Origin of the sequence: Kitasatospora sp. NPDC088861 (genome assembly GCF_044750105.1) — a bacterium.
Classification (GTDB): domain Bacteria; phylum Actinomycetota; class Actinomycetes; order Streptomycetales; family Streptomycetaceae; genus Kitasatospora.
This window is the reverse complement of record NZ_JBIVJF010000031.1, coordinates 60,645-84,743: the sequence shown is the minus strand read 5'-3', so window position 1 is coordinate 84,743 and position 24,099 is coordinate 60,645. Positions and strand designations below refer to the sequence as shown.

Below are 24,099 nucleotides of genomic sequence, written 5' to 3'. Positions count from 1 at the left end.
GGGGGGGGGGGGGGGCGGGGGGGGGGCCGGGCGCGGGGGGGGGGGCGGGGGGGGGGGGGGGGGGGGGGGGGGGGGGGGCCCCCCCCCCCCCCCCCCCCCCCCCCCCCCCCCCGCCGCCCCGGCCTACCCCGCCGAGGCCGCCTGGACGCCCTGGAGGGCGGACACCAGGGCGTCGACGTCCTGCACGGTGTTGTACAGGGCCAGCGAGGCCCGCACCGCGCTCTGCAGGCCGAAGGCGGCGAGCGCCGGCTGCGCGCAGTGGTGCCCGGCGCGCACCGCGATGCCTTGCTGGTCGAGCGCCCCGGCCAGGGCCATCGGGTCGGTGCCGGCGAGCAGGAAGGTCAGCACCCCGATCTTCTCCGGCGCGTCGCCGATCAGGCGCAGCCCGGGGACGGTCGCCAGCGCGCCCATGGCGTACGCGGTGAGCTGTTCCTCGTACGCGGTGGCGGCCTGGCGGTCCAGCCCGGCCAGGTACCGCAGCGCCGCCCGCAGGCCGGCCACCCCGCCGATGTGGCCGGTGCCCGCCTCCAGCCGGTGCGGTACGGGCGCGTAGGAGGTCTCCTCGAAACCCACCGAGTCGATCATGTTGCCGCCGCCCTGCCACGGGGGCATGGCCTCCAGCAGCTCGCGCTTGCCGAAGAGCACGCCGATGCCGGTCGGGGCGAAGATCTTGTGCCCCGAGAAGGCGTAGAAGTCGGCGTCCAGCGCGGTGACGTCCACCGGGAAGTGGCTCACCGCCTGTGCGCCGTCCACCAGGACCTTGGCGCCGTACCGGTGCGCCAGCGCGGTCATCTCGGCCACCGGCGGGACCGTTCCCAGCACGTTCGAGGCGTGGGTGAGCGCGACGAGCTTCGTCCGCGACCCGAGCAGGTCCCGGTAGGCGTCCTGGTCGAGCTGCCCGTCGGGGAGCAGCGGGATCGGCCGGATCCGGGCCCGGCGCTCCTTGGCGATCAGCTGCCAGGGCACCAGGTTGGAGTGGTGCTCGGCCGCCGAGACCAGGATCTCGTCGCCCACGCCGAGGTTGGCGCGGCCCCAGGACTGTGCCACCAGGTTGACGGCCTCGGTGGTGCCCCGGACGAAGACGATCTCGCCGGCGTCCTGGGTGCCGAGCAGCTTGGCGGCCTCCTCGCGGCCCTCCTCGTAGACCTGGGTCGCCTGCTTGGCGAGGGTGTGTGCACCGCGGTGGACGTTGGAGGTGCCCATCGAGTAGTGCTCGGCGACCGCCTCGGCCACCTGGCGCGGCTTGAGGGTGGTGGCCCCGTTGTCGAGCCAGACCAGCGGGTGGCCGTTCACCTCCCGGTGCAGCTGGGGGAAGTCCCGCCGGACGGCCTCGACGTCGAACCCGCCCGGCGGTGCGGAGGGCGGGGTGGCGGGGTCGGCCCGGGCCGCCTGGTCCGGCTGCTGCGGCAGCCAGTACCGCGGACCGCCCGCCGCGTGGGCGAGCGCTGCGGGCAGCGGGACCGGGCCGGGTACCAGGCCGCTTCCCGGGCCCGTCGAGGAGCCGGTGTCGAGCGGCGGTCGACCCACTCCGGTGACCCCGGTACCGCGCCCGAATCCGTCAGGAGTAGTCATGGTAGTTCGACACCTCGACGTTCTGGAGCACCGCGATGGCGTCGTCCACCAGCGCGGCGGCCGAGAAGTAGCTGGTGACCAGGTACGAGGTGATGGCCTGCCGGTCCACGCCCATCGCCCGCACCGAGAGGCCCGGCTCCACCTCGTCCGGGACCTTCGACGGGCGCAGGCCCACCACGCCCTGACGGTCCTCGCCGACCCGCATCAGCAGGATGTTCGTGGTGCCGGGCGCCGAGGTGGCCGAGCCCTTCAGGTCGAGCTTGTCGGAGGGCAGCAGCGGGACGCCGCGCCAGGTCAGGAACGGACTGCCGAAGAGTTCCACGATCTGCGGTGGCACCCCGCGCCGGGTGCACTCGCGCCCGAACGCGGCGATCGCCCGCGGGTGGGCGAGGAAGAACGCCGGCTGCTTCCAGACCCGGGCCAGCAGCTCGTCCATGTCGTCCGGGGTCGGCGCGCCCTTGCGGGTGCGCACGCGCTGGTTGGGCACGACGCTGTTGAGCAGCCCGTACTCGGGGTGGTTGAGCATCTCCCACTCCTGGCGCTCGCGCAGCGCCTCGGTGGTCAGCCGCAGCTGGGCCTGGACCTGGTCGATCGAGGAGTTGTAGACGTCCGCGACCCGGGTGTGCACCTTGAGGACGGTTTGCGCGATGCTCAACTCGTACTCGCGGGGGGCCTCTTCGTAGTCCACGAAGGTCTCCGGCAGGTACGGCTCGCCGGAGTGGCCCGAGGTGAGGTCGATCGGGTGCTCGCGGTCGGCGGGCTCCCGGCGGTCGTTACCGAAGGCGTCCAGCTGAGCGCGCAACGACGGCTCACGGTCGGCGAGTTCGACGAGCATCCGGCGGTCGAGGGAGAGCACGGTACACGCGCTGACCGCCTTGACCCGGTAGGGCATCGGGGTGCCGTCGACCCAGGCGGTGGCGTCGAAGAAGTCGCCGTCGCCGAGGACGGCGATCAGGGCGTCCGAACCGTACTCCCCGGTGGCGCGCTGCTCGGCTCGCCCGAACGCGATGAGGTGCAGCTGCTCGGCGGGGGCACCGGCGTCGACGATCAGCTCGCCGGGCGCCACCTCGCGCTCGACGAAGCCGTTGGCGAGGGCGGTGAGCAGCGGGCTGTCCACCTGGCTGAGGAAGGGCAGCTCGCGCAGGTCCTCGGCGATCACCCGGGAGGCGCCGTCGCCGTTGACGTAGGTGCTGATCTGCCCGTCGCCGAGGATGAAGCCCCGGCGGCGGTTGACCCGGTAGACCCCGGCCTCCAGGTCCACCCAGGGCAGGGCGCGCAGCAGGTAGCGGGGGGTGATCCCGAGCATCTGCGGCGCGGTCTTGGTGGTGGTGGCCAGGTTCCTGGCGGCTGAGGTGCTGAGACTCTGCCTGCTCTGCTGACTCTGCTGGACGGTCTCGGTCGTCATGGCTGGCCCCTGTTCTGGTCGGGAGAACTGAGTTGGCGTCAAGTTCGTTGCGGAGGCGGGGATTCGGCCTCGGCCGACCCGCCGCGACGATTGTTCCGGCCGCACCGAGGGGGCGTGAGCGTGTTCGATGAGGGGCCGTGAGGACCGGTGCAAACCATCGGGTGTGCACCGTCGCCAAACTCACCCGATCGTATGAATTTATCTATAAGCAGATGTGAGATGTTCGAAAGTTGATCTTGGAGCTGGCCGGGTCGGGGCCCGTGCCCTCGGCCCGCCACCGGTCCCGGCCCGCGTCGAACATCCCGGCCGGGGCCGACACGCACGGCGCCCCGCCGTTCCTCGACTTGGCGCACGCCGGGCGCTTGGATGGATCCGGCCTGGTCACCGCCCGGACACGACCCCGGGACACGACCCCGGGACACGACCCCGGGCACCCGCCGGCAAGCCGAGGAGCCACCACCGTGAACGACACCCCTGACGCCGTCGACCGGGCCGAACCCGCCGCCGTGGCCGGCCGGATCGCCGAGCGGCGCGAACAACTCGGCCTCAGCGAGGACGACCTCGCCCACCAGGCGGCCATGGCCCCCCGCTACCTCCGCTACCTACTCGAAGCCGGACCGGCCTTCGATCCCGGCGGCTTCGTCCGGATCGCCGCCGCACTCGGCCTCAGCCGCGGCGAACTGCTCGAAGGCCGTGCCGACGCCCCGCCCGGCCAGGGCGGCCCCGGCCCGCACCCGCGGCTGTTCGGCCTGACCGAACCCGAGTGCTGGGAGCTGATCGGCACCCACGGCGTCGGCCGCATCGCCCTGCCGCTCCAGCCGGGCCCGGTCGTCGTCCCCGTCAACTACGTCGTCGACGACGCCGCCATCGCCTACCGCACCACCGAGCGAGGCGCCCCGGCCGAGGGCACCTCGCTCTCCTTCCAGATCGACCACATCGACGAATACCTCGGCCGGGGCTGGAGCGTCCTCCTCCTCGGCACCGCCCACCACGTGCACGACCCCGCCGTCCTGCACCACCTGGCCGGCCTCCCCGGCGCCATCCCCTGGGCCGGCGGCGACCGGACCTGCTGGATCCGGATCAGCCCGGACGAGATCACCGGCCGCCGCCTGGTGAGCGACTGAACGGTTCGTTCCGGTCGCCGGGAATCGCGGTGCTGAGCGGCCGAGTTGGCGGTGTCGAACCCCTGTCGCGGACCGGTCGGCGTGGCTAGCATGAGGCGCCAACCGCAAGGAACACCGGCCCAGGCCCCCTCTTGCGGGTCACGTCGCATCAGCGTGCCCAGGTGTCCCGCGCGCCCGGCGTGATCCAGGAGAGCAGGTCCAACCCCCAAGGGAGGAACCACCCATGAGCGCAGTGGTGACCGAGATCCGCGACGCAGGCCTGCTGGACATCGACGAGGACGCCATCGTCTTCGAGGACGAGCACGACGCGGACCTCGCCCCGGTCGCGTGTCTCGCCGACCCGTGGGTCACCTACGTTCCGACGCGCTTCGAGTGCGCCGTGGACTGCTGACCCGTACCGAGGAAGCGGACCGGGGGAGGGGCGGAGCGATGACCACACCACCCGACCCCGGCTCCGCCGAGGCACTGCGCCGCCGGGTCGCCGACCTGGCGGCCGCCGCGCCCGGCCCGCGCCGCCCGCTGCACACCGACGGGCAGTGGTGGTACCTCCAGGACCCGCGGATGCCGGCGCGCGCCCACGGCTGGAAGCTCCACCTGTCCGCCCGGCAGGGCCAACTCCCGCAGCTACTGGACGCGGTGGTCCCGATCCTGCTGCGCCGCACCTGCGACGCGAAGTTCGCGGCGGGCGCGGCCGTGCTGCGGGAGCTCAACAGCGGGCTGCGCGGCCCCGCGGCCGTGGGCAAGGCCGTCACGGTCTACCCGGACGAGGCGGACCTCGTCGCGCTGGGAACGGAGTTGGCCCGGGCGCTGGCCGGCTGGGCCGGGCCCCGGGTGGTGAGCGACCGCCGGCTCCGGCCGGACGCGCCGGTCTACTACCGCTACGGACTGTTCCGGGTCACGGACGACGGCGCCGACTACGGCATGACCGGCCCGGACGGGTCGGTCTTCCCCGGCCTGGCCGAAGCCCGCTACCGCCAACCGCCCTGGGCGAGCGACCCGTTCACGCCCGTCGCGGCCGCCGCCCGGCCGCCGACCACCCGGGTCGGCGAGGGCCGGTACCGGATCACCGCAGGGATCACCCGCTCGCCGAACGGCCACGTCTACCGCGCGGTCGAACTCGCCACCGGGCGCGAGGTGGTGGTCAAACAGGCCCGTGCCCACGTCGGCGAGGACGGCGCGGGCACCGACGCGCGCGGCCGGCTCCGGCACGAACGCCGGGTGCTCACCGCCCTGGCCGGGGTGCCCGGGGTACCGGTGCTGGTCGACTACTTCCGGCACGGCGCCGACGAGTACCTGGTCAGCGGCGCGTGCGGGCCGCGCGACCTGCGGCGCGACGTCCTCGCCGCGGGCCCGTACGACCCCGGGCCGGGCACCGGCGGGCGCGACTGGTGGGACCTGGCGCGCGGACTGCTGCGGACCCTGGACGCGGTGCACGCGCGCGGCGTGGTGGTCTGCGACCTGAAACCCGCGAACGTGGTGCTCGGCGCCGCCGGCCGCTGCTCGATGGTCGACTTCGGCGTCAGCGCCCTCGACGGCGCCCGACCGCCCGGGGCCACGGCGGGCTACGGGCTGCCCGGCGCCACCGGGACCGACCCCACCGAGGACTACTACGCGCTGGGCACCACGCTGCACCACGCCCTCACCGGCCTCGACCCGGTGGTGATCGACCCCGACCCGGCGACCAACCGTGACCGCACCCTGGCCTGTCTGCGCGCGGCCCTCCCCGGCCCTTCGGACTCGGCGGATTCCGCGGTGGCCCTGGTCGCGGGCCTGGTGAGCCCGGACGGGGACCGGCGCTCGGCCGCCGCCGCCGGCCTGCGGGGCGGGAGGCCGCTCGGCCGACCCCCGGCACGGCGCTCGGCCGGGCCGCGGCGGGCCCCGCTCGGCGAGGCCGTCGACCACACCGTCGGCACCTGCGTGCGGATGGCCCGCGAGCTGGTCGCCACCGACCCGCGCGCCGCCGAACCCCGCACCCTGCTGTCGCTCTACGACGGGGCCGCCGGCCTCGGCCTCGAACTGCTGGAGCACGCGGACCGCCCCGACGCCCGGGCCGCCGCCACGGCCCTGGCCGACTGGACGGCCGGCCACCCGGCGCTCGACCGCCTCGACGGCTCGCTCTACCAGGGCCGGGCGGGCGCCGACCTGTTCCTCGCCCGGGCCGCCGCCACCCTCGGTACGGAGCCGCCCGGTACGAAGTCCTCGGACCACCGCCACCACGAGCCCGCCGGGGCCGACCAGATCGCCGGGGCGGCCGGGCTCGGCACCGCCCACCTGCTGCTCGCCGCCCTCGGCCGGGACACCGGCCGGCACCTCGCGGCGGCCGGCGCGTGCGCCACGGCACTGACCGCCCGGCCCCTCGACGATCCCGGCGAGGAGCCCAACCCCGGCACCGCCGCCCTCGCCGAGGGTTTCGCGCACGGCCGCGCGGGCATCGCCCACTTCCTCCTCGCCCGGCCCGACGAGGCGTCCCGCCGGACCGCCCGCCGCATCGTCGACGGACTCGCCGCCGACCTTCCCCGCCTCAGCGCGGCCGCCCTGCGGCCCGGGGCGACCCGCCGCTACCTCTCCTGGTGCCGGGGCCTGGCAGGCCTCGGCACGGTCCTCGTCCAGGCCGGAATCCGGTACGGCGACGACACCCTCCTCGCCCTGGCCGCCGACGCGGCCGACACCTGCCGGACGCTCGCCCCGCGCACCGCCCTGGTGGTCCGCTGCTGCGGCCTGGCCGGAGTCGGCGACCTCCTCGTGGACCTCGCCGCGGCCACCGGCGACTCCCGCCACTGGCACGCGGCGGAGCAGCTGGCAGCCCTGCTCCTCACCCGCGCCGGCGGGCCGGCGGGCCGCCCGGTCTTCCCCGGCGGCGACCCGACCGCAGAGTCCCGCGCCTGGGCGGTCGGGACACCCGGAGTGCTGACGTTCCTGCGCCGGCTGTCCCGTCGCGGCGGCCCGGTGCCCGGACTGCTGCCGCTGGCGTGAACCGGCCGAGGTCGGCGATCGGGTCGGACGGGCGGACGTTCTGCGGCCGGTCGACCGAGGCCCGGTGGCCCACCGCTCAGCCGCGGTCGAGGAGTTCGCGGATCCGGGCGGCGACCACGTCGGGCCGCTCGCCCTGGATGAAGTGGCCGGCGGCGACGGTCTCGTAGCGGCCGTCGGGGAGGGTTTCGGTCCAGCGGCGCTGGTGTTCCTGGAGGGCGGGGTGGGTGCGTTCGCCGCCTCGGCGGGGACGGTCGGCGGACAGCAGGACGGTCGGGCAGACGGGGGGTGCCGGGGGTTCGGCGCGCAGCCGGGGGACGGCGGCCGCGACGGCGCGGAACTCGCGGCGGGTCTGGGCGAGGCCGGCCGGGACGAAGTCCTCGGCGAGCATGGTCTCGTAGGTGTCGGTGGGGAAGACCCGGCGGGCGGTGCCGCTGAGCAGACGGGCCACCAGGCGGCTGCGGACCAGGGGTTGGCCGATGGCGAGCGTGCGGTCGACGCGGCGGGCGATCTGGTCGATGGTGTCGAAGGCGGGCGCGGTCTCCGGTGTGGTGTCGACCATCAGGATGCCGCGCAGCCGGGGCGCGAGGCGCTGGTACGCGAGGCGGGCGACCAGGCCGCCCATGCTGTGGGCGACCAGGACGAACCGGCCGGGGGCGACGGCCTCGGCGAGGGCGACCAGGTCGGCCGCCAAGTCGTCGAGGTCGAGGGGGGCGTCGGTGCGGGCGCTGCGGCCGAAGCCGGCGCGGTCGTAGGCGACCAGCCGGGCACGGTCCGCGAGCAGCGGCAGGACCGGGTCCCAGGAGACGCGGCCGAGGCCCTGGCCCGATTCGAAGAGCACGACGTCCGTGCCGTGTCCGGACTCCTCGACGTAGAGCGATCGCCCGTTGACGGTGATGGCCCGCCCGTTCGTCTGGCGCATGGTGCTTCCCCCCTGGGAACCGGCACCCGGGTCGTCTCCCGGGCGCACTGTTTTCATCTTTGATAAAGATAGCGACTGTGAAATCGTGGGGCAATGGACCTCGACGCGGTAGACCTCCTCCTCCACCCGGTGCGCCTGCGTGTGGTGCACGCTCTCGCCGGCGGGCAGGTGCTCACCACGTCGCAGCTGTGCGAGCGGCTGTCCGGCGTGTCGAAGGTGACGGTGTACCGGCACGTCGCGCTGCTCGCCGAGGCCGGCTTCCTGGAGGTCGCCGAGGAGCGCCGGGTGCGCGGCGCCGTCGAGCGGCACTACCGGCTGCGCGAGGACCGTCCGGTCGTGGACGCCGCCGTGGCCGCCACGATGACGCGGGAGGACCACCGCCGGGGCTTCGCCGCCGCGATGGCCGTCCTGATCGCCGAGTTCAACGCCTACCTCGACCGCGAGGACGCCGACCCGGCCGCCCGGGGAGTGGCCTACCGGCAGGGCACGTTCTGGCTCGACCCGGCGGAACTCGCCGAGTTCAGCGGCGAGTTGCGTGCCGTCCTGGAGCCCCGGCTGGCGAACGGGCCGGGGCCGGGCCGGGAGCCGTACCTGCTCAGCCCGATCCTCTTCCCCGCCGCGCCGCCGGCCGCCGGCCCGTCCCCGATGGAGTAACACGAAACGGCGGCGGCCCGTACGAGCACCTGCTCGTACGGGCCGCCGCCGTTTCGCGCCGGGCGCGGGCCCGGTCAGGCCTTCTTGACCACGCTCGACTTGAGCTGCATCGCGCCGAACCCCTCGATCCGGCAGTCGATGTCGTGGCCGTCGACGCCGCCGACCAGACGGATGTTGCGGACCTTGGTGCCCGCCTTGATGCCGGAGACGCTGCCCTTGACCTTGAGCGCCTTGACGACGGTCACGGTGTCGCCGTCGCTGAGCACGTTGCCGACCGCGTCCCGGATCACCCGCTCGCCCGGGCCGGCCGGTTCGGCGGCGCCGCCTGCCGCGGGCATCCACTCGTGGCCGCACTCCGGGCAGACCATGAGGGCGTTCATCTCATAGGTGTACTCGCTGGAGCACGACGGGCACGGGGGGAGGTGGTCGCTCATGCGCGCGGGCTGTCCTCTCGGGTCGGGCCGGGGGTCGGCGGCTCGCCAGCATGTATGAAGTTGAAGAATTTTTCAAATCGCTTGTTCGACCGCGTCCGACCGCGGACGGTGACGTTCCCGGCCGGGCGCGCGCGGGCCGTGGACGCGGGTGCCCGATGACTGGTATCCAGGCCACTGGCAGCGCGACTGGCGGCCGACCGGTGCCCACCTCCCCCCGCGGGCTCACCAGCCCACGGACGGACGGGTGTTGAGGCCGGGCCAGGACGTACAACCAGGAAAGCGGAGACGATGCGCAGAGTTCTGATCGTCGGCGCGGGGCAGGCCGGCCTCCAACTGGCCCTGGGGCTCCAGGCCCACGGCTACGACGTGACGGTGATGACCGACCGCGACGCGGACGCGGTCCGGAGCGGCCGGGTGCTGTCCACCCAGTGCATGTTCGACGCCGCGCTGCGGACCGAACGCGACCTCGGCCTGGACCTCTGGGCGGACACCGCACCCCGGATCGAGGGCGTCGGAGTCTCCGTCGCCGGGCCGGAGTCCGCGCGGGTGATCGACTGGGTCGGGCGCCTGGACGCGCCCGCGCAGTCCGTCGACCAGCGGCTGAAGATGCCCGCCTGGCTGGAGACCTTCGCCGGGCGCGGCGGCCGGGTCGTGGTCCGCCCGGTGACCGTCGGCGACCTCGAACACCTCTCCGGCTCCTACGACCTGGTCCTGGTCGCGGCCGGAAAGGGCGACCTGGCCGCGATGTTCGAGCGCGACCACGAGCGCTCCCGCTACGACCGGCCGCAGCGCGCGCTGGCCGCCAGCTACGTGTACGGGCTCGGCCCGCGCCCCGAGCACGACTTCCCCGCCGTCCGCTGCAACGTGGTGCCCGGCGTCGGCGAACTGTTCGTCATGCCGGCGCTGACCGCGGCCGGCCCGTGCGACATCCTGCTCTGGGAGGCCGCCCCGGGCGGCCCGGCGGACGCCTTCGACGGGGTCCGCGACCCGGCCGAACACCTGCGGGTGACGCTCGGCCTGATGAAGGCCTTCACTCCTTGGGAGTATGACCGCGCCCGGGCCGGAATCGAACTCACCGACGCCGGCGCCACCCTCGCCGGGCGCTTCACCCCCGTCGTCCGCCACCCGGTCGGCGAACTGCCCGGCGGCGGATCGGCGCTGGGCGTCGCGGACGTCGTCGTCCTCAACGACCCGATCACCGGCCAGGGCTCCAACAACGCCGCCCGGTGCGCGGCCGGCTACCTCGACGCGATCCTCGCGCACGGCGACAAGCCGTTCGACCGCGACTTCATGCGGGCCGCCTTCGACCGCTTCTGGCAGACCGTGCGCCCCAGCACCGTCTGGAGCAACGCGATGCTCGCGCCGCCGCCCGAGCACGTCCTGCACCTGCTCGGCGCCGCCGGTCAACTCCCGCCCGTCGCCGACCGGTTCGCCAACGCCTTCAACGACCCGGCCGACCTGGAGCAGTGGTTCCTCGACCCCGCGAAGGCGGCCGCCTACCTGGAGTCGTTCACCCCGCAGGACTGACCGGCGCGGACTGACCCGCGCGGCGGCTGGCGTGGATCGGTCGGGGCACCCGAGCGGGACGACGGGCCCGTCCGGTCAGCGTGAGTGGGCGGCGAGGCTGAGCAGCAGGTGGGCGGATTCGGGGTGGTGGAAGTCGGAGTGGGCGCCCGCCGGGTTGAGGCGGGTGGCCAGGCCGCCGCGGTAGACCCGGGCGGCGTCGATGTTGACGATCGGGTGGTCCAACTCGGCGTGCGGGTACGGGGAGGCGGTCGGGCGCAGCCGGGTGCTGAACTGGGGGACGGGGGCGACGCCGGTGCCGGAGTGGCCGATGCCCGGGCGGCCCTCGGCGCGCAGGTGCCAGAAGCCGGTGGCGCGGTCCCAGCGGGAGTGGGTGAGCACCAGCGGGCCGCGCAGCGGGGCGCCGGGCCGGCCGGGGCCGAGGAACAGCCGGGGGAAGAGGTGGGTGAAGGCGTCGCGGGGCGCGGCCATCTGGAAGATCAGCGCGCTGTCGACGGTGAACGGCCGGGTGGGGTCGCCCGGCCGGCTCCAGCCCAGCACCGGTGGCCCGGCGGGCCGGTCGGCCGCGTACTGGACGGCCTCGCAGAGGAAACGGCCGCCGAAGGAGTGGCCGACCAGGTGCAGGTACTGGCCGTTGCGGTTGGCCAGGACGCGGGGCGCGGCCGGGTCGCCGCGGTCGGCGTCCAGGTAGCCGAGCAGGTGGCCCAGGACGCGCCCGGCCTGCCCCTGGGCGCTCATGGCGTGCGCCCGGGCCCGGATCCGGCGGTAGCCGGCCGGCGACGGCAAGCTGGAGGACGGCCAGCGCACCACCACGCACCACGGGCGGAACCCCCTGGTCAGCCCGGGGTAGGCGGTCGGCGCGGACCGGTGCAGGGCGGCGGCCTCGGTGAGCAGGGCGGCGGCCGAGCGGTCGGCGGCGGCGGGGCTGGTCTGCCAACCGTGGACGTAGACGTAGACGTCGGTCGCCCGCGGGGGGATGCGCAGGTGCCGGGCGAGGTGTTGGGCGATCCGGGCCTCGGGCACCGGCGTGCGGGTGCCGGGGACGAGCAGCCGGCCCTCCTCGTCCAGGTCGACGGTGGCGGTGGCGATGGGCGTGGGCGCCGTCACGGGGTCAGCTCCAGGATGCTGTCGAGGCCGCAGTGCAGGGAGTAGGTGAGCGCCAGCGGGTTGCGGTACTCGCGGGCGAACCACCGGACCAACTGCTGGGTGATCTCGCCCGCCGTGGACTCCCCGGTCAGGTAGAGGTCGAGGAAGGCGAAGGCGTACTCGGCGGCGAAGACCTGCGGGATCTCGATCTGCGGGCCGAGCACGCCGTTGGCGCCGAGGTCGACCAGCGCCCGGCCGAGGTGCTCCAGTTCGGCGGCCGTGGACTGCCCGGTGTGGCAGGCGTTCAGCAGCACGAACGGCCGGAACATGGCGTCCGGCGCCTCGGCGTGCCGGCGGCGGTGGCGGCGCACCAGGTCGGCGTCGATCTGGCGGTCGTCGGAGAGCCGGACGGCGAGCTGCTCGTACGGGGAGTCGCCGGCGACGAACTGGCCGTGGCACCAGAAGTACATGACGTCCTCGTCCAGCACGGCGGAGGACAGCGCCTTGAGTAGCGGTTCGGACTCGGTGCGCACGGTCAGCTGGGAGCGGTCCTCCAGCAGTTTGCGGACCTCGGGGGCCCGGCCGACGTCGGTGAGCTGGTCGTCGGTGTTGAGGCTGGTGACGGGCCTGGCGCGGGCCGGGTACGGCGGCTGGATCGGCGGGTAGCCGGCGCCGGTCTGCTCGACCTGGTGGCGGTGGCCGAGGAAGTCCGCCCACGGGTCGGCGTGGCCGCCGTCGACGGCGAGCATCGGCCAGGGCAGGTGGAGGTCGGAGTCGAAGCTGATCCGCAGCGAGCCGCTCTCGGTGAGCGTCCGGGTGAGGTAGTCGCGGAAGACGGTGAGTTCGCGGTCCGGCCCGTCGAGCATCACCTCCAGGAAGTACCGTCCCTCCTCGGCCAGTTCGGCGACCTGCCGCTCGGCGACGCCGGCCAGCCGGTTGAAGTCGACGGCCTGGGCGAAGGGGTAGCCGCCGATCGGCTCCGGGTCGTACTGGACCAGGCGGTCGCGCCAGATGGTCCGCAGCCGGGAGGCCCGGGCGAGCAGGGCGGGGGCGGACACCTTCAGCTCCGCGCGGTGGGGGCGGGACCAGGGCGTGCGCTCGCCGGGCCGGAAGGCGGAGACGAGCAGGTCGTCGCGGTGGCGGCGCAGCGAGACCACGAGGTCCAGCGGGGCCGGCTCCTTGGCCTGCGGGGCGTCCGGAGCCTGTTGCCGGGGGAGCCGGGTGAAGTCGGCGGAGGGGTTCTGACGGATCTCGACGAGGAGGTCCCGGGCCACGCGATTACTCCTCGTCCTGGGCGATGTGGGTGACGTCGGTGACGGTGGGGACTTGGCCGACTTGGCCGACTTGGGGGACGCGCGGGACGTGCGGGACGTCGACGACGGTGGACAGGTCCTGGAGCACGGAGCCGTGCCCCCGGTCGTAGACGGTGATCCGGACGGTGTGCGGCCCCGGCACGGACGGGGTCAGCGCGAAGCGGGCGGGCTCCCCGGCCGGGCTGTAGTCGGCGACGGGTGGATCGAGCACGGCGTCCGAGGCGGCGACGGCCACCAGGCGCAGGCCCGGCAGCTCGCCGGGGTCGGCCTGCGGCACCTCGGGTTCCAACCGCAGCTCCAGCCGCACGGCGGCCCCCACCGCCGGCTCGTCGAGCAGGGTGAGCCGGGGCCGCCAGGCCGTCCTCGGTACCGCGGGCGCCGGGGAGCGGCGCCGCTCCCCGCGCGAGCACCGGATCAGTGCGGCCGGCTCGGACGGTTCCGGCCCGAGCTCCGCGCGGACGGGTGCGGCCGGCAGCGACTCCGGCCCGCCGTCGTCAAGTGGGGCCGGCGACTCCGCTGCGCCGCCGTCGAGTCGGGCCAGGGCCGTCCGGCTCTCCACTGCCAGCGGATGGCCGGGGCCCATCAGGGTCCGGCGCGCGGTGTGGACGGCCACCAGCAGGTCCCGGGCGGCGTCCCGGCGCCCGCTCGCGGCGAGCGCGGCGGCCAGGCCGACGGCCAGGGTGGGGAACACCGGGAGCAGCCCGGGGCGCAGGGTACCGAGGCTGACGGCGACGTCGTCGGCGTGCCGGTGTCCGGTCAGCAGTGTCCCGGCCGGGAGCCGGTCGGCGACGATGCCCTCGTACACCCGCACCGCCCCGACGGCGTCGCCGGCCCGCAGCCGCGCGTGGGCGAGGCTCTGGCGGATGCTCAGGGTGAGGGAGTTGCGCGGGCCGTGGCTCGCGGCGCACTCCTCGGCGAGTTCCTCCAGCCGGACGACGGCGCGCAGCGGCCGCGGGCCGCAGGCCAGCAGCAGCGCGTGGGCCTCGCGGGCGGCGAGGGTGGCGTCGTCGGTGCTGCCGAGGGCGTCGTCCGCACAGGCGGCGAGGGTGGCGGCCAGGTGCACCGCCGCCTCGTGCTCCCCGTTGAGGTGGCGGGCGACGGCGAGGACGCACCCGGACCGGACGAGGCCGGGCAGGGCGGGGCCGGCGGGTCTGGTCCAGTCCGCCGTCAGGGGCGACAGTTCGGCGATCGCGCCGGCGTGGTCCCCGGCGAGCAGCAGCGCCTGGGCGAGGCCGTACCGTACGGCGTGGGCGAGCAGGTGCTCCGGGCCGAGGGCCGATTCGGCGGCGGCCAGCGCCTCCCGGTAGCAGTCGGCGCCCTCCGCGTACCGGCCGGCCTCGACGAGGTTGAGCGCGATGCTGTCCCGGTCGTCGAGGGAGTCGAGGGAGTCGAGGGCATCGATGGTGTCCGGGGCGCCGGGGTGTTCGGCACCGAGGATCCGGGTGCGGTCGGCCAGCAGGGCGCGGGCGCGGTAGAGCGCGTCGGCGCGGTCGTGCTCCCAGCGGCGGCGGTGGGCGTGGGCGAGGTCGGTGCACGCGGTGAGGGTGTCGGGGTGGTCCTGGCCGTGTACGCGCTCGTGGTCGGCGAGCAGCATCAGCCGTTCGACGATCTCCTGCCGCTGCCGGCCGGCGCAGGCGTGGACGGAGGCGAGGCCGGAGCGCTCGCCGAGGGTGTCCGGGTGGTCCGCGCCCTGGACCCGGGTCCGGTGGGCGATCAGCTCGGTGAACAGGGCTGTGGCGCGGTCGAGTTCGCCGGTGGCGAGGACGGCCTCGGCGAGTTGGGAGAGCTGGAGGAGGGTGTCCGGGTGGTCGGGGCCGTGGATGCGCGCACGGTCGGCGGCCAGCGCCTCCCGTTCGGCCTCGGCCTGGTGCAGGAGGCCCGCGAGCCGGCGGTCCTGGGCGAGGCTGCCGCGACAGGCGAGGGTGTCGGGGTGGTCCGGGCCCTGGAGCCGGATCCGGTCCCGCAGCAGCGCCTCGTCGAGTTCCGTCGCGGGGCGGTGGTCGCCGCCCGACCGGTACGTCCAGGCCAGCAGGAACCGGGCGCCGAGGGCGTCGGGGTGGTCGGGCCCGAGCACCCGCTCGGTGTCGGCGACCAGGGGCACGGCCAGGTCGAGCGCGCGTTGGAGGTCGTAGCCCGCGCGGTACGAGGAGGCCTGCCACCAGCGGGTGTTGAGGGTGTCGGGGTGGTCCGGGCCGAGCACCCGGGCCCGGTCGGCGGCGACGGCGCCGAAGGCCTCGGCCGCGCGGCGCTGGTCGTCCGCGTCGCGGTGGGCGGCGGCCTGCCACCACCGGGTGGTGAGCGTGTCCGGGTGGTCCGGGCCCTGCGCCCGCTCCTGGTCGGCCAGCAGCGCCGTGTACAGCTCGGCGGCGGCGGGGTGGTCGCCCGCCGCCACCACCGACCGCGCGAGGCCGAGCCGCGCGTCGAGGGTGTCGGGGTGGTCCGGTCCGAGCGCCCGCTCGTAGTCGGCGACCAGGGCCCGGAACAGGTCCACCGAGCGGTCGTGCTCGGCCGCCTCGCGGCAGGCCTGGGCCAGGCCGAGCCGGGTGTCCAGGGTGGTGGGGTGGTCGGCGCCCAGGACCCGGGCCAGGTCTGCGACCAGTGCCTCGTACAGCTCCAGGGCGCGGTCGAGTTCGCCGACCTCGTGGTGGCCCGCCGCCTGCGAGCGCCGGGTGCCGAGGGTGTCGGGGTGGTCGGGGCCCTGGAGCCGGGTGCGGTCGGCCACCAGCGCGGAGTGCAGCTCCGCGGCGCGGCGGTGGTCGCCCGCCTCGGCGTGCGCCCAGGCCAGGGAGCCGCGGGCGTCCAGGGCCAGCGGGTGGTCGGCGCCGTGGATCCGGGTGCGGTCGGCGGCCAGGGCCTCGTAGCGGGCGATGGCACGGCGGTGGTCGTTCGCGGAGGAGGTGGCCCAGGCCAGTCCGGCGCGCGTGGCCAGCGTCTCGGGGTGGTCGGCACCGCGGATCCGGGTGTCGTCGGCCACCAGCGCGTCGAACAGCTCCACCGCACGGTGGTGGTGGCCGGCCCGCTGGTGACCGTTCGCCTGCCACCAGCGGGCGGTGAGGGTCTGGGGGTGGTCGGCGCCCAGGATCCGGCCGCGATCGGCCGCCAGTGCGTCGTACAGCTCCACCGCGCGGCGGTGCTCGCCGGCCCGCTGGCAGTCGTGTGCCAGCCACCAGCGGGCATTGAGGGTGTCCGGGTGGTCGGGGCCCTGGATCCGGGCCCGGTCCGCGACGAGCTCCTGGTGGAGCTCCAGCGCCCGGCGGTGCCGGCCGGCGGCGGTGAGCGCCTGCGCCAGCACCAGACGGGCGCCCAGGGTGTCGGGGTGTTCCGGTCCGTGGACGCGGGCTTGGTCGGCCACCAGGGTTTCGGACAGCGTGACGGCCCGCCGGTGGTCGCCCGCCTCCCGGCAGCTGTCGGCGTGCCACCGGCGGGTGTTGAGCGTCTCCGGGTGGTCGGGGCCCTGGAGCCGGGCGCGGTCGGCTGCCAGTGCTTCGTACAGTTCCGCCGCGTGCCGGTGCTCCCCGGCGTCCCCGTGCGCGGAGGCGAGCCACCACCGGGTGCTGAGGGTGCGGGGGTGCTCCTCGCCGTACAGCCGGACGCAGTCGGCGACCAGTTCCGCGTACAGCTCCACGGCGCGCGGGTGGTCGCCGCTCTCGTCGTGGGTCCGCGCCAGCTGGAGGCGGGCGCTGAGGGTGGTGGGATGCCCGGCGCCGAGCACCAGGGTCAGGTCGGCCAGCACCCGTTCGCGCTCGACGAGCGCCTCCCGGATCCGTCCCGCGCTCTGGAGGGCGTAGGCCAGGCCGGTGCGGGCGTTGAGGGTCTGCGGGTGGTCGGGGCCGTGGACCCGGTCGTAGTCGGCCACCAGCCGTTCGCGCAGTTCCACGGCCCGCCGGTGGTGCTCCGCCGCGCCGTGCAGCCAGGTCTGCCAGCCGCGGGTGTGGAGGACGGCGGGGTGGTCGGCGCCGAGCACCCGCAGCCGGTCGGCGACGAGTCGGTCGCACAGCTCCGCCGCGTGTCGGTGGTCGCCGGCGTCGCCGAAGGCCCGGGCCAGGCTCAGTCGAGCCTCGAAGGTCTCGTAGTGGTCGGGGCCGTGGACCCGCTCGCGGTCGGCGAGGAGCCGCTGGCATTCGGCGAGCGCCGCGCGGGGGCGCCCGGCCAGCAGCAGGGTGCGGGTGAGGTTGGACCGTTCGTCCAGGGTGTCCGGGTGGTCCGGGCCCTGGACGCGGGCGCGGTGGGCCACCAGGTCCTCGAACTCGGCCAGTTCACGGCCGGTCCGGCCCGCGACGCGCAGCGCGTAGGCGAGGTCGCTGCGCTCCTCCAGCGTGCCGGGGTGGTCCGGCCCCTGGGCGCGGGCGCGGTCGCGGACCAGCGCCCGGTGTTCGTCCACCGCCGTCCGGAGCTGGCCCGCCTCGCGGTGGGCGTGGGCGAGACCGCTGCGCGCGTCCAGCGTGTGGGGGTGGTCGGGCCCGAGGACGCGGGTGTAGTCGCCGACCAGATCGGTGAACCGGGTGACCGCCGAGGCCGGGTGCCCGGCCTCGCAGTGGGCCGTCGCCAGCCGGCCGCGCGCGAAGAGGGTCTGCGGGTGGTCCGGCCCCTGGACCCGGACGTGGTCGGCGACCAGCGCCTCGTACCCGGCGACCGCGGCCCGGTGGTCTCCCGCGACGACGTGGGCGGCCGCGAGCCAGTCGCGGCTGGTGAGGGTGTCGGGGTGGTCGGCGCCGAGCACCCGGGCCCGGTCGGCCACCGCCTGCTCGTACAGGGTGATGGCCAACCGGTGCTGACCGGCGGTGAGTTGGGCGTACGCGAGCCCGTTGCGGTGGGCCAGGATGTCCGGGTGGTCGGGGTCGTCCAGGACCCGGCCGGCGTCGGCCAGTAGCCGCTCGAACTCCGCCACCGCCGCCTGGTGCTGACCGGCCACCTGGAGGGCGTAGGCCAGGCCCGCGCGGCTGGTGAGGGTCTCCCGGCTGTCGGCGCCGAGCACCCGGGCCCGGTCGGCTACCACCGCGCGGAACTCCTCGACGGCGCACCGGTGTTCACCCGCCTTGCGGTAGGCGTGGGCGAGGGTGCTGCGGTCGGCGAGGGTGGCCGGGTGGTCGTGGCCCTGGCGGCGGGTGCGGTCGGCCACCACCGCCCGGCAGAGCGCGACGGCGCGGGCCGGGTCGCCGGCCCGGGTGTGGAGTTCGGCGAGCCGGCCCCGGGTGGCCAGGGTGTCGGGGTGGTCGGAGCCCAGCAGGCGGGTCTGGCCGTCGGCCATCGCGGTGACCAGCGGGATGGCGAACACCCGCTGGGCCCGGTCGGTCAGCTCGCCGGCGGCCAGCCGGTACAGCGCGACGGTCTGCGGGGTGGGGTGATCGGACGGGCCGCCGGCGGCCAGCTCGCGGATGTGCGGTAGCAGCGCCCGGCGCAGCCGGGGCCCGGCGGTCGGCCAGAGCCGGGCGGAGGCCTCGGCGAGCTGCTGTTCGGCGCGCCGGCGCAGCAGGCGGGCTCCGTCGGAACGGCGCAGCACGCCCTGGAGCAGGCGGTGCACGGTGACGGTCTCGCCGAGGGTGATCAGGTTGTAGTCGGCGAGCAGCCGCAGCGCGGAGTCGACCTCGGCCGGGCGGCGCGCGCCGAAGGGCGTCAGGGCTTCGCGCGGCAGTGCCTCGGGGGCGTACCAGGCGAGCGTGCGCAGCAGCTCGACGGCGAACGGGGCGGTGGCCTGGACGGCGCGCAGGGTGGTGTGCCAGAGCCGGGAGACGGTGGCCACCGCGCCGGAGCCAGTACCGGAGTCGGAGTCGGAGCCGGCGTCAGGGCGGGCCGGGCCGCTGGTGCGCAGCAGCTCGCGGTAGGCGGCGAAGGTGGTGCCGGTCTGCTGCACGTAGGCGCCGGCCTGGGCGAGGGCGAGCGGGAGGTGGCCGAGTTCGTCGGCGAGGGCGAGCACCTCGGCCTGTTCGGCCCGCGCCCCGGGGTGGGCGGCGCCGCAGAGCAGCCGGGTGGCCTCGGGGGCGTCGAGGACGTCGATCCGTACCGGGCGGATGCCGGGGTGCCAGCCGCCGGCGCGGCGGCTGGTGACCAACTGGTGGCCGCAGCCGAGCAGCCGGCCGAGATAGGGGGTGAGGTGGACCGGGTCCTCGGCGTTGTCGTAGACGAGCAGCCAGCGGTCGTGGGCGCGCAGCCAGGCGAGCGCCCACTCGACCTGCTGGCCGGGCGGGGCGGTGAGGGCCCAGGTGGGGTGGAGGTGGACGGCGAGGTCGGCGAAGGCCTCGGCGAGCTGCTCCTCGGACTCGGCGGTGATCCACCAGATCAGCCGGTAGTGCGCGGCCTCGGCGTAGGCGTAGTGCAGCGCGACGGTGGTCTTGCCGACCCCGCCGAGGCCGTGCAGCGTGGTGGCCTGGGTGACCAGCCCGCTGCCGTCGCCGTCCGACAGCGCCTCGGCGATCGCCCGCAACGCGCCGTCGCGGCCCACGAGTCGGTCCGCGGCGCGGGGCGGCAGGTTGGGAGCGGGGGCGCTCGCCTCGACGGTCAGCGCGGCCCGCGCCGCCTCGGGCGGCAGTACGGCCGCCCGCTGCTCGGCGTGCGGGTTCCCGGCGGTGGCGGGCGAGACCGGGCGGCGCCGCTGGTCGAAGGCCTCGTGGTCGGGCAGGCCGCCCTCGGGCCGGACATGCGTCGTCCTGGACATCAACACTTCGGCGCCCTCACCCCCACGTACGGTTCCGCCCGCCCACCGTAGTCGCGGGCGGGCGCCGTGTCACCGGATCCCGCCGGTCGCCCGGAGGGGGCGCGCGCCTGTCGGTACCGGACGGTAGCGTACGCGGATGATCACGCACACCGTTCCCACCTGGCAGGTCGCCGAGACGGGCGGCCTGGAGACGTCCTGGATCGAGCTCGGCGCCGCCGCCCTGCACGCCCGCGGCCGGGTCGCCGCCGCGCGGCCCGCGCCGTACTGGCTGACGTACGAACTGGAGACCGGCGAGGGCTTCGTCACCCGGTGGATGCGGGTCCGGGCCGAGACCGCCGACGGCGTCCGCGAGCTGGAACTGCGTCAGGACGGCGGCCGCTGGAGCGTCGACGGCGTGGAACGGCCCGACCTGGCCGGCGCGCTGGACTGCGACCTCGGGCTCTCCCCGGTGACCAACACCCCGCCGGTGCTGCGCCACGGCCTCCACCGGGGCCCGGGCGAGCGGCACTTCCTGATGGCGTGGATCCGGGTGCCCGACCTGACGGTGCACCCCTCCCGTCAGACCTACACCCACCTCGGCCTGGACGGCGGGCGGGCCACCGTCCGCTACGCCTCCGGGGACTTCCGCAGCGACCTCGTGCTGGACCGGGACGGCCTGGTCCTCGACTACCCCGGGCTGGCCGGCCGGATCGCCTGACGGCCGGGCGGCGTCAGTCCGCCAGTCCCAGCGGGTCCGGGGCGGGGTCGAGCAGTTCCGGCCCGTTGGCGCGGACGCTGTTGACGGCGGGGGAGACGGCCCGCACCCGCAGGGCGCCGTCGGCGGGGCGGCGCAGCAGGTGGTGGAGTTCGTCGGAGTCCGTGAGATCGGGGGCGAGCCAGGCGGACAGGTCGGCGGGGGCGATGGTGAGCGGCATCCGGTCGTGGACGCGCCCGGCGCTGTCGGTGGCGTCGGTGGTGATGACGGTGGCGGTGGCGAGCCAGGCCACCGGGTCGTCCTCGGGCCGGGTGTGGTCGCGCCAGAACTCGTACAGGCCGGCCATCAGCATGACCGAGCCGGTGCTGAGGAAGTACGGCTGCTTGTACTTCTTCCGGCCGGCGGCGGCGGGCACCTCGCGCCACTCGAAGTAGCCGTCGGCGGGGATGACGCAGCGCCGGGTGGTGAAGGCCTTGCGGAAGGCGGGCTTGAGGTGGACGGTCTCCGAGCGGGCGTTGATCATGCGGGCGCCGCCGGAGGGATCCTTGGACCAGGACGGCACCAGGCCCCAGCGCAGCGGGCGCAGCTGCCGCAGCAGCTCGCCGCTCTCCCGGTCGACGCGTTCCAGGACGGCGGGCACCGGGTCGGTGGGCGCCACGTTCCAGCTCGGCGCGAACGACTCGGCCGGATCCCAGCGCAGTTCGCCGAGCAGGGCGACGAGGTCCTGGGGCGTGGTGGTGGAGACGAAACGACCGCACATGCTCCCCACCCTGCCACCAGCGGCGGACGATTCGGGGTCAGTACGCGGGGTGGCGGCCCGGGGTGTGGCCGAAGGCGCGGCGGAAGACGTCGATGAAGGCGCTCGCGGAGGACCAGCCGCAGCGGTGCGCGACCGTGGTGACGGGCAGGCCCTCGGCGAGCAGCACCAGTGCGTGGTGCAGCCGCAGCTGGGTGCGCCACTGCGGGAAGGTCATGCCGAGGTCGGCCCGGAAGAGCCGGGAGAGCGTGCGGTCGCTGGCGCCGGCCGCCCGGCCCAGTTCGGTGAGGGTGCGCTGGTCGGCCGGATCGGCGCGGAGCCGGTCGCAGACCGCGCGCAGCAGCGGTGTGGCGGGGGCGGGCAGGTGCAGCGGCTGCTGCGGGGAGGCGCGCAGCTGGTCGAGCAGGACGGCGCGCAGCCGGGCCCGTTCGGGGCTGTCGTCCTCGGGTGTGCGGGTGTAGGCGACGATCAGCTCGCGCAGCAGCGGCCCGACGGCGAGCACGGTCGGCTGGTCCAGGCCGAGCGGGTTCTCGGTGGCGGGCAGCCCGACCAGGTGGAGGTCCAGTTCGCCGTGGGCCTGGTGGGCGTGCACGGTGCCGGCCGGGACCCAGATGGCGCGGGTGCCGGGGGCGACCCAGGAGCCGGCGTCGGTGGTGATGGCGAGCACGCCGCTGGCCGCGTAGGCGATCTGGTGGTCGTCGTGGCGGTGGGCGTCGATCCCGGCGCCGGACGCCAGCCGCTGAACGCGGGTCGGGGCGACGGGGTCGTGGCGGATGTTCGGCATCACCTGGCAGATTATCGGAAGCCCGACAGGTACCGCTGCGCCGAGCATGTCGGCATGCCGAAGACAACGCCGGACAACCCGCCGATCACTACGCCCAGTGCGTCCAACACCTCCAGTACACCGAGTACGCCGAGTACGCCGAGTGCACCGAATACGCCTGACCATCCGAAGAGCACACCCGGCAAGCGGGACTCCTCGATCACCCTGCTGTCCCTCGGACACGCCTGCGTGGATGTCTACCAGGGCGCGGTGGCCGCCCTGGTCCCGTTCTTCGTGGCCGAGCGCGGCTACGGCTACGCCGCCGTCTCGGGCGTGGTGCTCGCCGCCTCCCTGCTCTCCTCGGTGGCGCAGCCGCTGTTCGGCGCGATCACCGACCGCCGCCCGCTGCCCTGGCTGCTGCCGGTCAGCACGCTGGTGGGCGGCGTGGGCATCGCGCTCAGCGGGGTGAGCGGCTCGTACCCGCTGACCCTGGCCTTCGTGGCGCTGTCCGGGGTCGGGGTGGCCGCGTACCACCCGGAGTCCGCCCGGGTCGCCCGGCTGGCCGCGCGGGACGGCCACCGGGGGATGGCCTGGTTCTCGCTGGGCGGCAACCTGGGCTTCGCGGCGGCCCCGCTGCTGGTGTCCGTGGTGGTCTCGGGCGGCGGCCTGCGGCTGACTCCGCTGCTGGTGCTGCCGGCGCTCGCGGGCGCCGTCCTGTGCCTGCCGGTGCTGCGCGAACTGGAGCGCCGGCGGGCCGCCGGGACGGCTCCGGCGCCGGTGGCCGGGGCCGACGACCGGGCCTCGTTCGTACGGCTGTCGCTGGCCGTGGTGTGCCGCTCGATCGCTTTCACCGGCCTGAGCACCTTCCTCGCGCTGTTCGCCACCCAGCGGGTCGGCGGCGGTACGGCGGCGGGCACCGCGGCGCTGGTGGTGCTGTACGCGGGCGGCGCGGTGGGTTCGGTGCTGGGCGGCGCGCTGGCGGACCGCTGGGGCCGGGTCGCGGTGGCGCGCTGGTCGTACCTGGTGGCGGCGGTGGCCGTGGCGGGCGTGGTGCTGGTGCCGGGCCCGGCGCTGTACGTCTTCGTGGCGCTGACCTCGGCGGGCCTGTACGTGCCGTTCTCGTTGCAGGTCACGCTGGGGCAGGACTACCTGCCTTCGCGGATCGGCACCGCCAGCGGGATCACGCTGGGCCTGACCGTCAGCATCGGCGGCCTGGCGAGCCCGGTGATCGGCGGCCTCGCCGACGCGACCTCGCTGCGCACCGCCCTGCTGCCGTTGGTGCTGATGCCGGTGCTGAGCTGGCTGCTGTTCCGCACCCTGCCAGAGCCGGTCGCGCCCGCAGCCCCGGCCGCGACGGAGGCGACCGAGCCGGGTCCGGCGGCTACGCGGTGACGGCCGCGACGACCTCGGCGTAGGCGTCGAACAGCCGGGGTGCGCCCGGCCCGGGGTCGGCGAGCAGCAGCGCCCAGCAGCGGGCGACGAGTTCGCGGGCCGCGGTGCCGGGCCAGGGCTGTGGCAGGAGTTCCGGCGGCAGCAGCGGGTCTGGCTCCATGGCCTCGGTGAAGGTGGCGGCCAACTCCAGGGCGACGGTGAGCAGTTCGGAGCCGGTGAGGCCCTTCTCCAGCCGGTCGAGGCGGTCGGCCGCGACCTCGGCGAGCCGCTGGTGGCCCTCGGCGACCTGGTCCAGCGGCCACCAGCGCCGGGCGAGCGCGCGGGGGTCGTCGGTCTCGCCGGCGCGCAGGTCGCGGCTGGTGAGGAGAGTGAGGTGGCCGCGCACGTCCAGGGCGGCGGCCTCGGCCAGGACGTCCTCCTCCCAGGGGTGCGGCGAGACGTAGAGGCCGTTCTGCACCGGGGCGCCGCCGAGCCGGAGGATCGCCTCGCGCAGCGCGTCCCGGGCGGGCCGGGCGTGCTCGGGGACGGCGAATCCCGCGAGGTGCCAGACGCCGTCCCAGGGGGCCCGGCCGCGGTCCTGGGCGTACATCAACGCCACGTACTCGACGTCGGGGTCGATCGAGCGCCGGGTCTCGGCGGTGGCCCGCAGCAGGGCCCGGCGGCCGCGCCCCTCCTGGACGAACCGCCCGTCGCCGGTGAGGCGCTTGACGGTCAGCCGGACCTGCTGGTCGGTCATCCCGAGCAGGTCGGCCACGGTGTACAGGTCGCCGCAGTCGACCGTGCCGTCCGTGCGGACCATCGCCTCGACCAGCACCCGGGTCGGAATCTCCACCATGG

17 protein-coding genes are annotated in these 24,099 nt (G+C 75.6%); 7 read left to right on the top strand and 10 right to left on the bottom strand.

Features of this window, described 5'->3' with window-relative positions; translation table 11 throughout:
- Positions 1-123: 123 nt before the first annotated feature.
- Both ACIP37_RS32730 and ACIP37_RS32725 read right to left on the bottom strand, forming a co-directional pair.
- Positions 124-1,572 (bottom strand): SufS family cysteine desulfurase, encoded by a 1,449-nt coding sequence (locus ACIP37_RS32730; RefSeq protein WP_400845000.1) that lies wholly within the window; start codon positions 1,570-1,572, stop codon positions 124-126.
- Entirely contained in the window at positions 1,559-2,977 is a 1,419-nt protein-coding gene (locus ACIP37_RS32725) for a family 2B encapsulin nanocompartment shell protein (RefSeq protein ID WP_363633677.1), read from the bottom strand. Before ACIP37_RS32725 ends, ACIP37_RS32730 begins: the two co-directional genes overlap by 14 nt.
- 461 nt (positions 2,978-3,438) lie before the next feature.
- Here ACIP37_RS32725 and ACIP37_RS32720 point away from each other — a divergent pair, with 461 nt between their 5' ends.
- The 3 genes from ACIP37_RS32720 to lanL all read left to right on the top strand — a co-directional run bounded on the left by ACIP37_RS32720 (position 3,439) and on the right by lanL (position 7,074).
- Positions 3,439-4,101 carry a pyridoxamine 5'-phosphate oxidase family protein gene (locus tag ACIP37_RS32720; protein ID WP_363589547.1) on the top strand — a complete coding sequence of 221 codons (663 nt, stop codon included), beginning with the start codon at positions 3,439-3,441 and terminating at the stop codon, positions 4,099-4,101.
- Positions 4,102-4,324: 223 nt separating this feature from the next.
- Positions 4,325-4,492 carry an SflA family class IV lanthipeptide gene (locus ACIP37_RS32715; RefSeq protein ID WP_363589549.1) on the top strand — a complete coding sequence of 56 codons (168 nt, stop codon included), beginning with the start codon at positions 4,325-4,327 and terminating at the stop codon, positions 4,490-4,492.
- A gap of 38 nt (positions 4,493-4,530) precedes the next feature.
- Positions 4,531-7,074 (top strand): class IV lanthionine synthetase LanL, encoded by a 2,544-nt coding sequence (gene lanL, locus ACIP37_RS32710; RefSeq protein ID WP_400844997.1) that lies wholly within the window; start codon positions 4,531-4,533, stop codon positions 7,072-7,074.
- A gap of 76 nt (positions 7,075-7,150) precedes the next feature.
- Here lanL and ACIP37_RS32705 read toward each other — a convergent pair whose 3' ends face one another.
- Positions 7,151-7,993, bottom strand: a complete 843-nt coding sequence (locus ACIP37_RS32705; RefSeq protein ID WP_363589553.1) for an alpha/beta hydrolase — start codon at positions 7,991-7,993, stop codon at positions 7,151-7,153.
- Between the two features lie 93 nt (positions 7,994-8,086).
- Here ACIP37_RS32705 and ACIP37_RS32700 point away from each other — a divergent pair, with 93 nt between their 5' ends.
- Positions 8,087-8,647: a helix-turn-helix domain-containing protein gene (locus tag ACIP37_RS32700; protein ID WP_400844994.1), complete on the top strand. Its 561-nt coding sequence runs from the start codon at positions 8,087-8,089 to the stop codon at positions 8,645-8,647.
- A 74-nt stretch (positions 8,648-8,721) separates the two neighbouring features.
- Here the strand turns inward: ACIP37_RS32700 and ACIP37_RS32695 are convergent, their stop codons facing one another.
- Positions 8,722-9,081 (bottom strand): zinc ribbon domain-containing protein YjdM, encoded by a 360-nt coding sequence (locus ACIP37_RS32695; RefSeq protein WP_363586351.1) that lies wholly within the window; start codon positions 9,079-9,081, stop codon positions 8,722-8,724.
- 288 nt (positions 9,082-9,369) lie between these two features.
- Between ACIP37_RS32695 and ACIP37_RS32690 the strand changes: the two genes are divergently transcribed.
- On the top strand, positions 9,370-10,608 hold the full coding sequence (locus ACIP37_RS32690) for a styrene monooxygenase/indole monooxygenase family protein (RefSeq protein ID WP_400844990.1): 1,239 nt from the start codon (positions 9,370-9,372) through the stop codon (positions 10,606-10,608).
- Positions 10,609-10,683: 75 nt separating this feature from the next.
- Here the strand turns inward: ACIP37_RS32690 and ACIP37_RS32685 are convergent, their stop codons facing one another.
- Genes ACIP37_RS32685 through fxsT form a run of 3 tightly spaced genes read right to left on the bottom strand, consistent with a single transcriptional unit; the run spans position 10,684 to position 19,656 of the window.
- Positions 10,684-11,712, bottom strand: coding sequence for a hypothetical protein (locus ACIP37_RS32685; protein WP_363586353.1), 1,029 nt, complete (start codon positions 11,710-11,712; stop codon positions 10,684-10,686).
- Positions 11,709-12,965: a CHAT domain-containing protein gene (locus ACIP37_RS32680; protein ID WP_363586354.1), complete on the bottom strand. Its 1,257-nt coding sequence runs from the start codon at positions 12,963-12,965 to the stop codon at positions 11,709-11,711. The genes ACIP37_RS32685 and ACIP37_RS32680 overlap by 4 nt, the downstream gene beginning before the upstream one ends.
- A gap of 4 nt (positions 12,966-12,969) precedes the next feature.
- Entirely contained in the window at positions 12,970-19,656 is a 6,687-nt protein-coding gene (fxsT, locus tag ACIP37_RS32675; protein ID WP_400844986.1) for an FxSxx-COOH system tetratricopeptide repeat protein, read from the bottom strand.
- Positions 19,657-19,792: 136 nt separating this feature from the next.
- Here fxsT and ACIP37_RS32670 point away from each other — a divergent pair, with 136 nt between their 5' ends.
- Entirely contained in the window at positions 19,793-20,353 is a 561-nt protein-coding gene (locus ACIP37_RS32670; protein WP_363586356.1) for a putative glycolipid-binding domain-containing protein, read from the top strand.
- A 13-nt stretch (positions 20,354-20,366) separates the two neighbouring features.
- Here the strand turns inward: ACIP37_RS32670 and ACIP37_RS32665 are convergent, their stop codons facing one another.
- The gene (locus tag ACIP37_RS32665; RefSeq protein WP_400807945.1) at positions 20,367-21,110 is read right to left on the bottom strand and encodes an SOS response-associated peptidase; all 744 of its coding nucleotides are present in this window, start codon (positions 21,108-21,110) and stop codon (positions 20,367-20,369) included.
- Positions 21,111-21,147: 37 nt separating this feature from the next.
- A complete protein-coding gene (locus tag ACIP37_RS32660) occupies positions 21,148-21,891 on the bottom strand; it encodes an AraC family transcriptional regulator (RefSeq protein WP_400808148.1) in 744 nt (247 codons plus the stop codon).
- A gap of 228 nt (positions 21,892-22,119) precedes the next feature.
- Here ACIP37_RS32660 and ACIP37_RS32655 point away from each other — a divergent pair, with 228 nt between their 5' ends.
- Positions 22,120-23,262, top strand: coding sequence for an MFS transporter (locus tag ACIP37_RS32655; RefSeq protein WP_400844983.1), 1,143 nt, complete (start codon positions 22,120-22,122; stop codon positions 23,260-23,262).
- Here ACIP37_RS32655 and ACIP37_RS32650 read toward each other — a convergent pair.
- Complete coding sequence (locus tag ACIP37_RS32650; RefSeq protein WP_400807941.1) at positions 23,252-24,097, bottom strand: PaaX family transcriptional regulator C-terminal domain-containing protein; 846 nt, start codon at positions 24,095-24,097, stop codon at positions 23,252-23,254. The two genes, ACIP37_RS32655 and ACIP37_RS32650, sit on opposite strands and share 11 nt — an antisense overlap.
- Between the last annotated feature and the right edge of the window lie 2 nt (positions 24,098-24,099).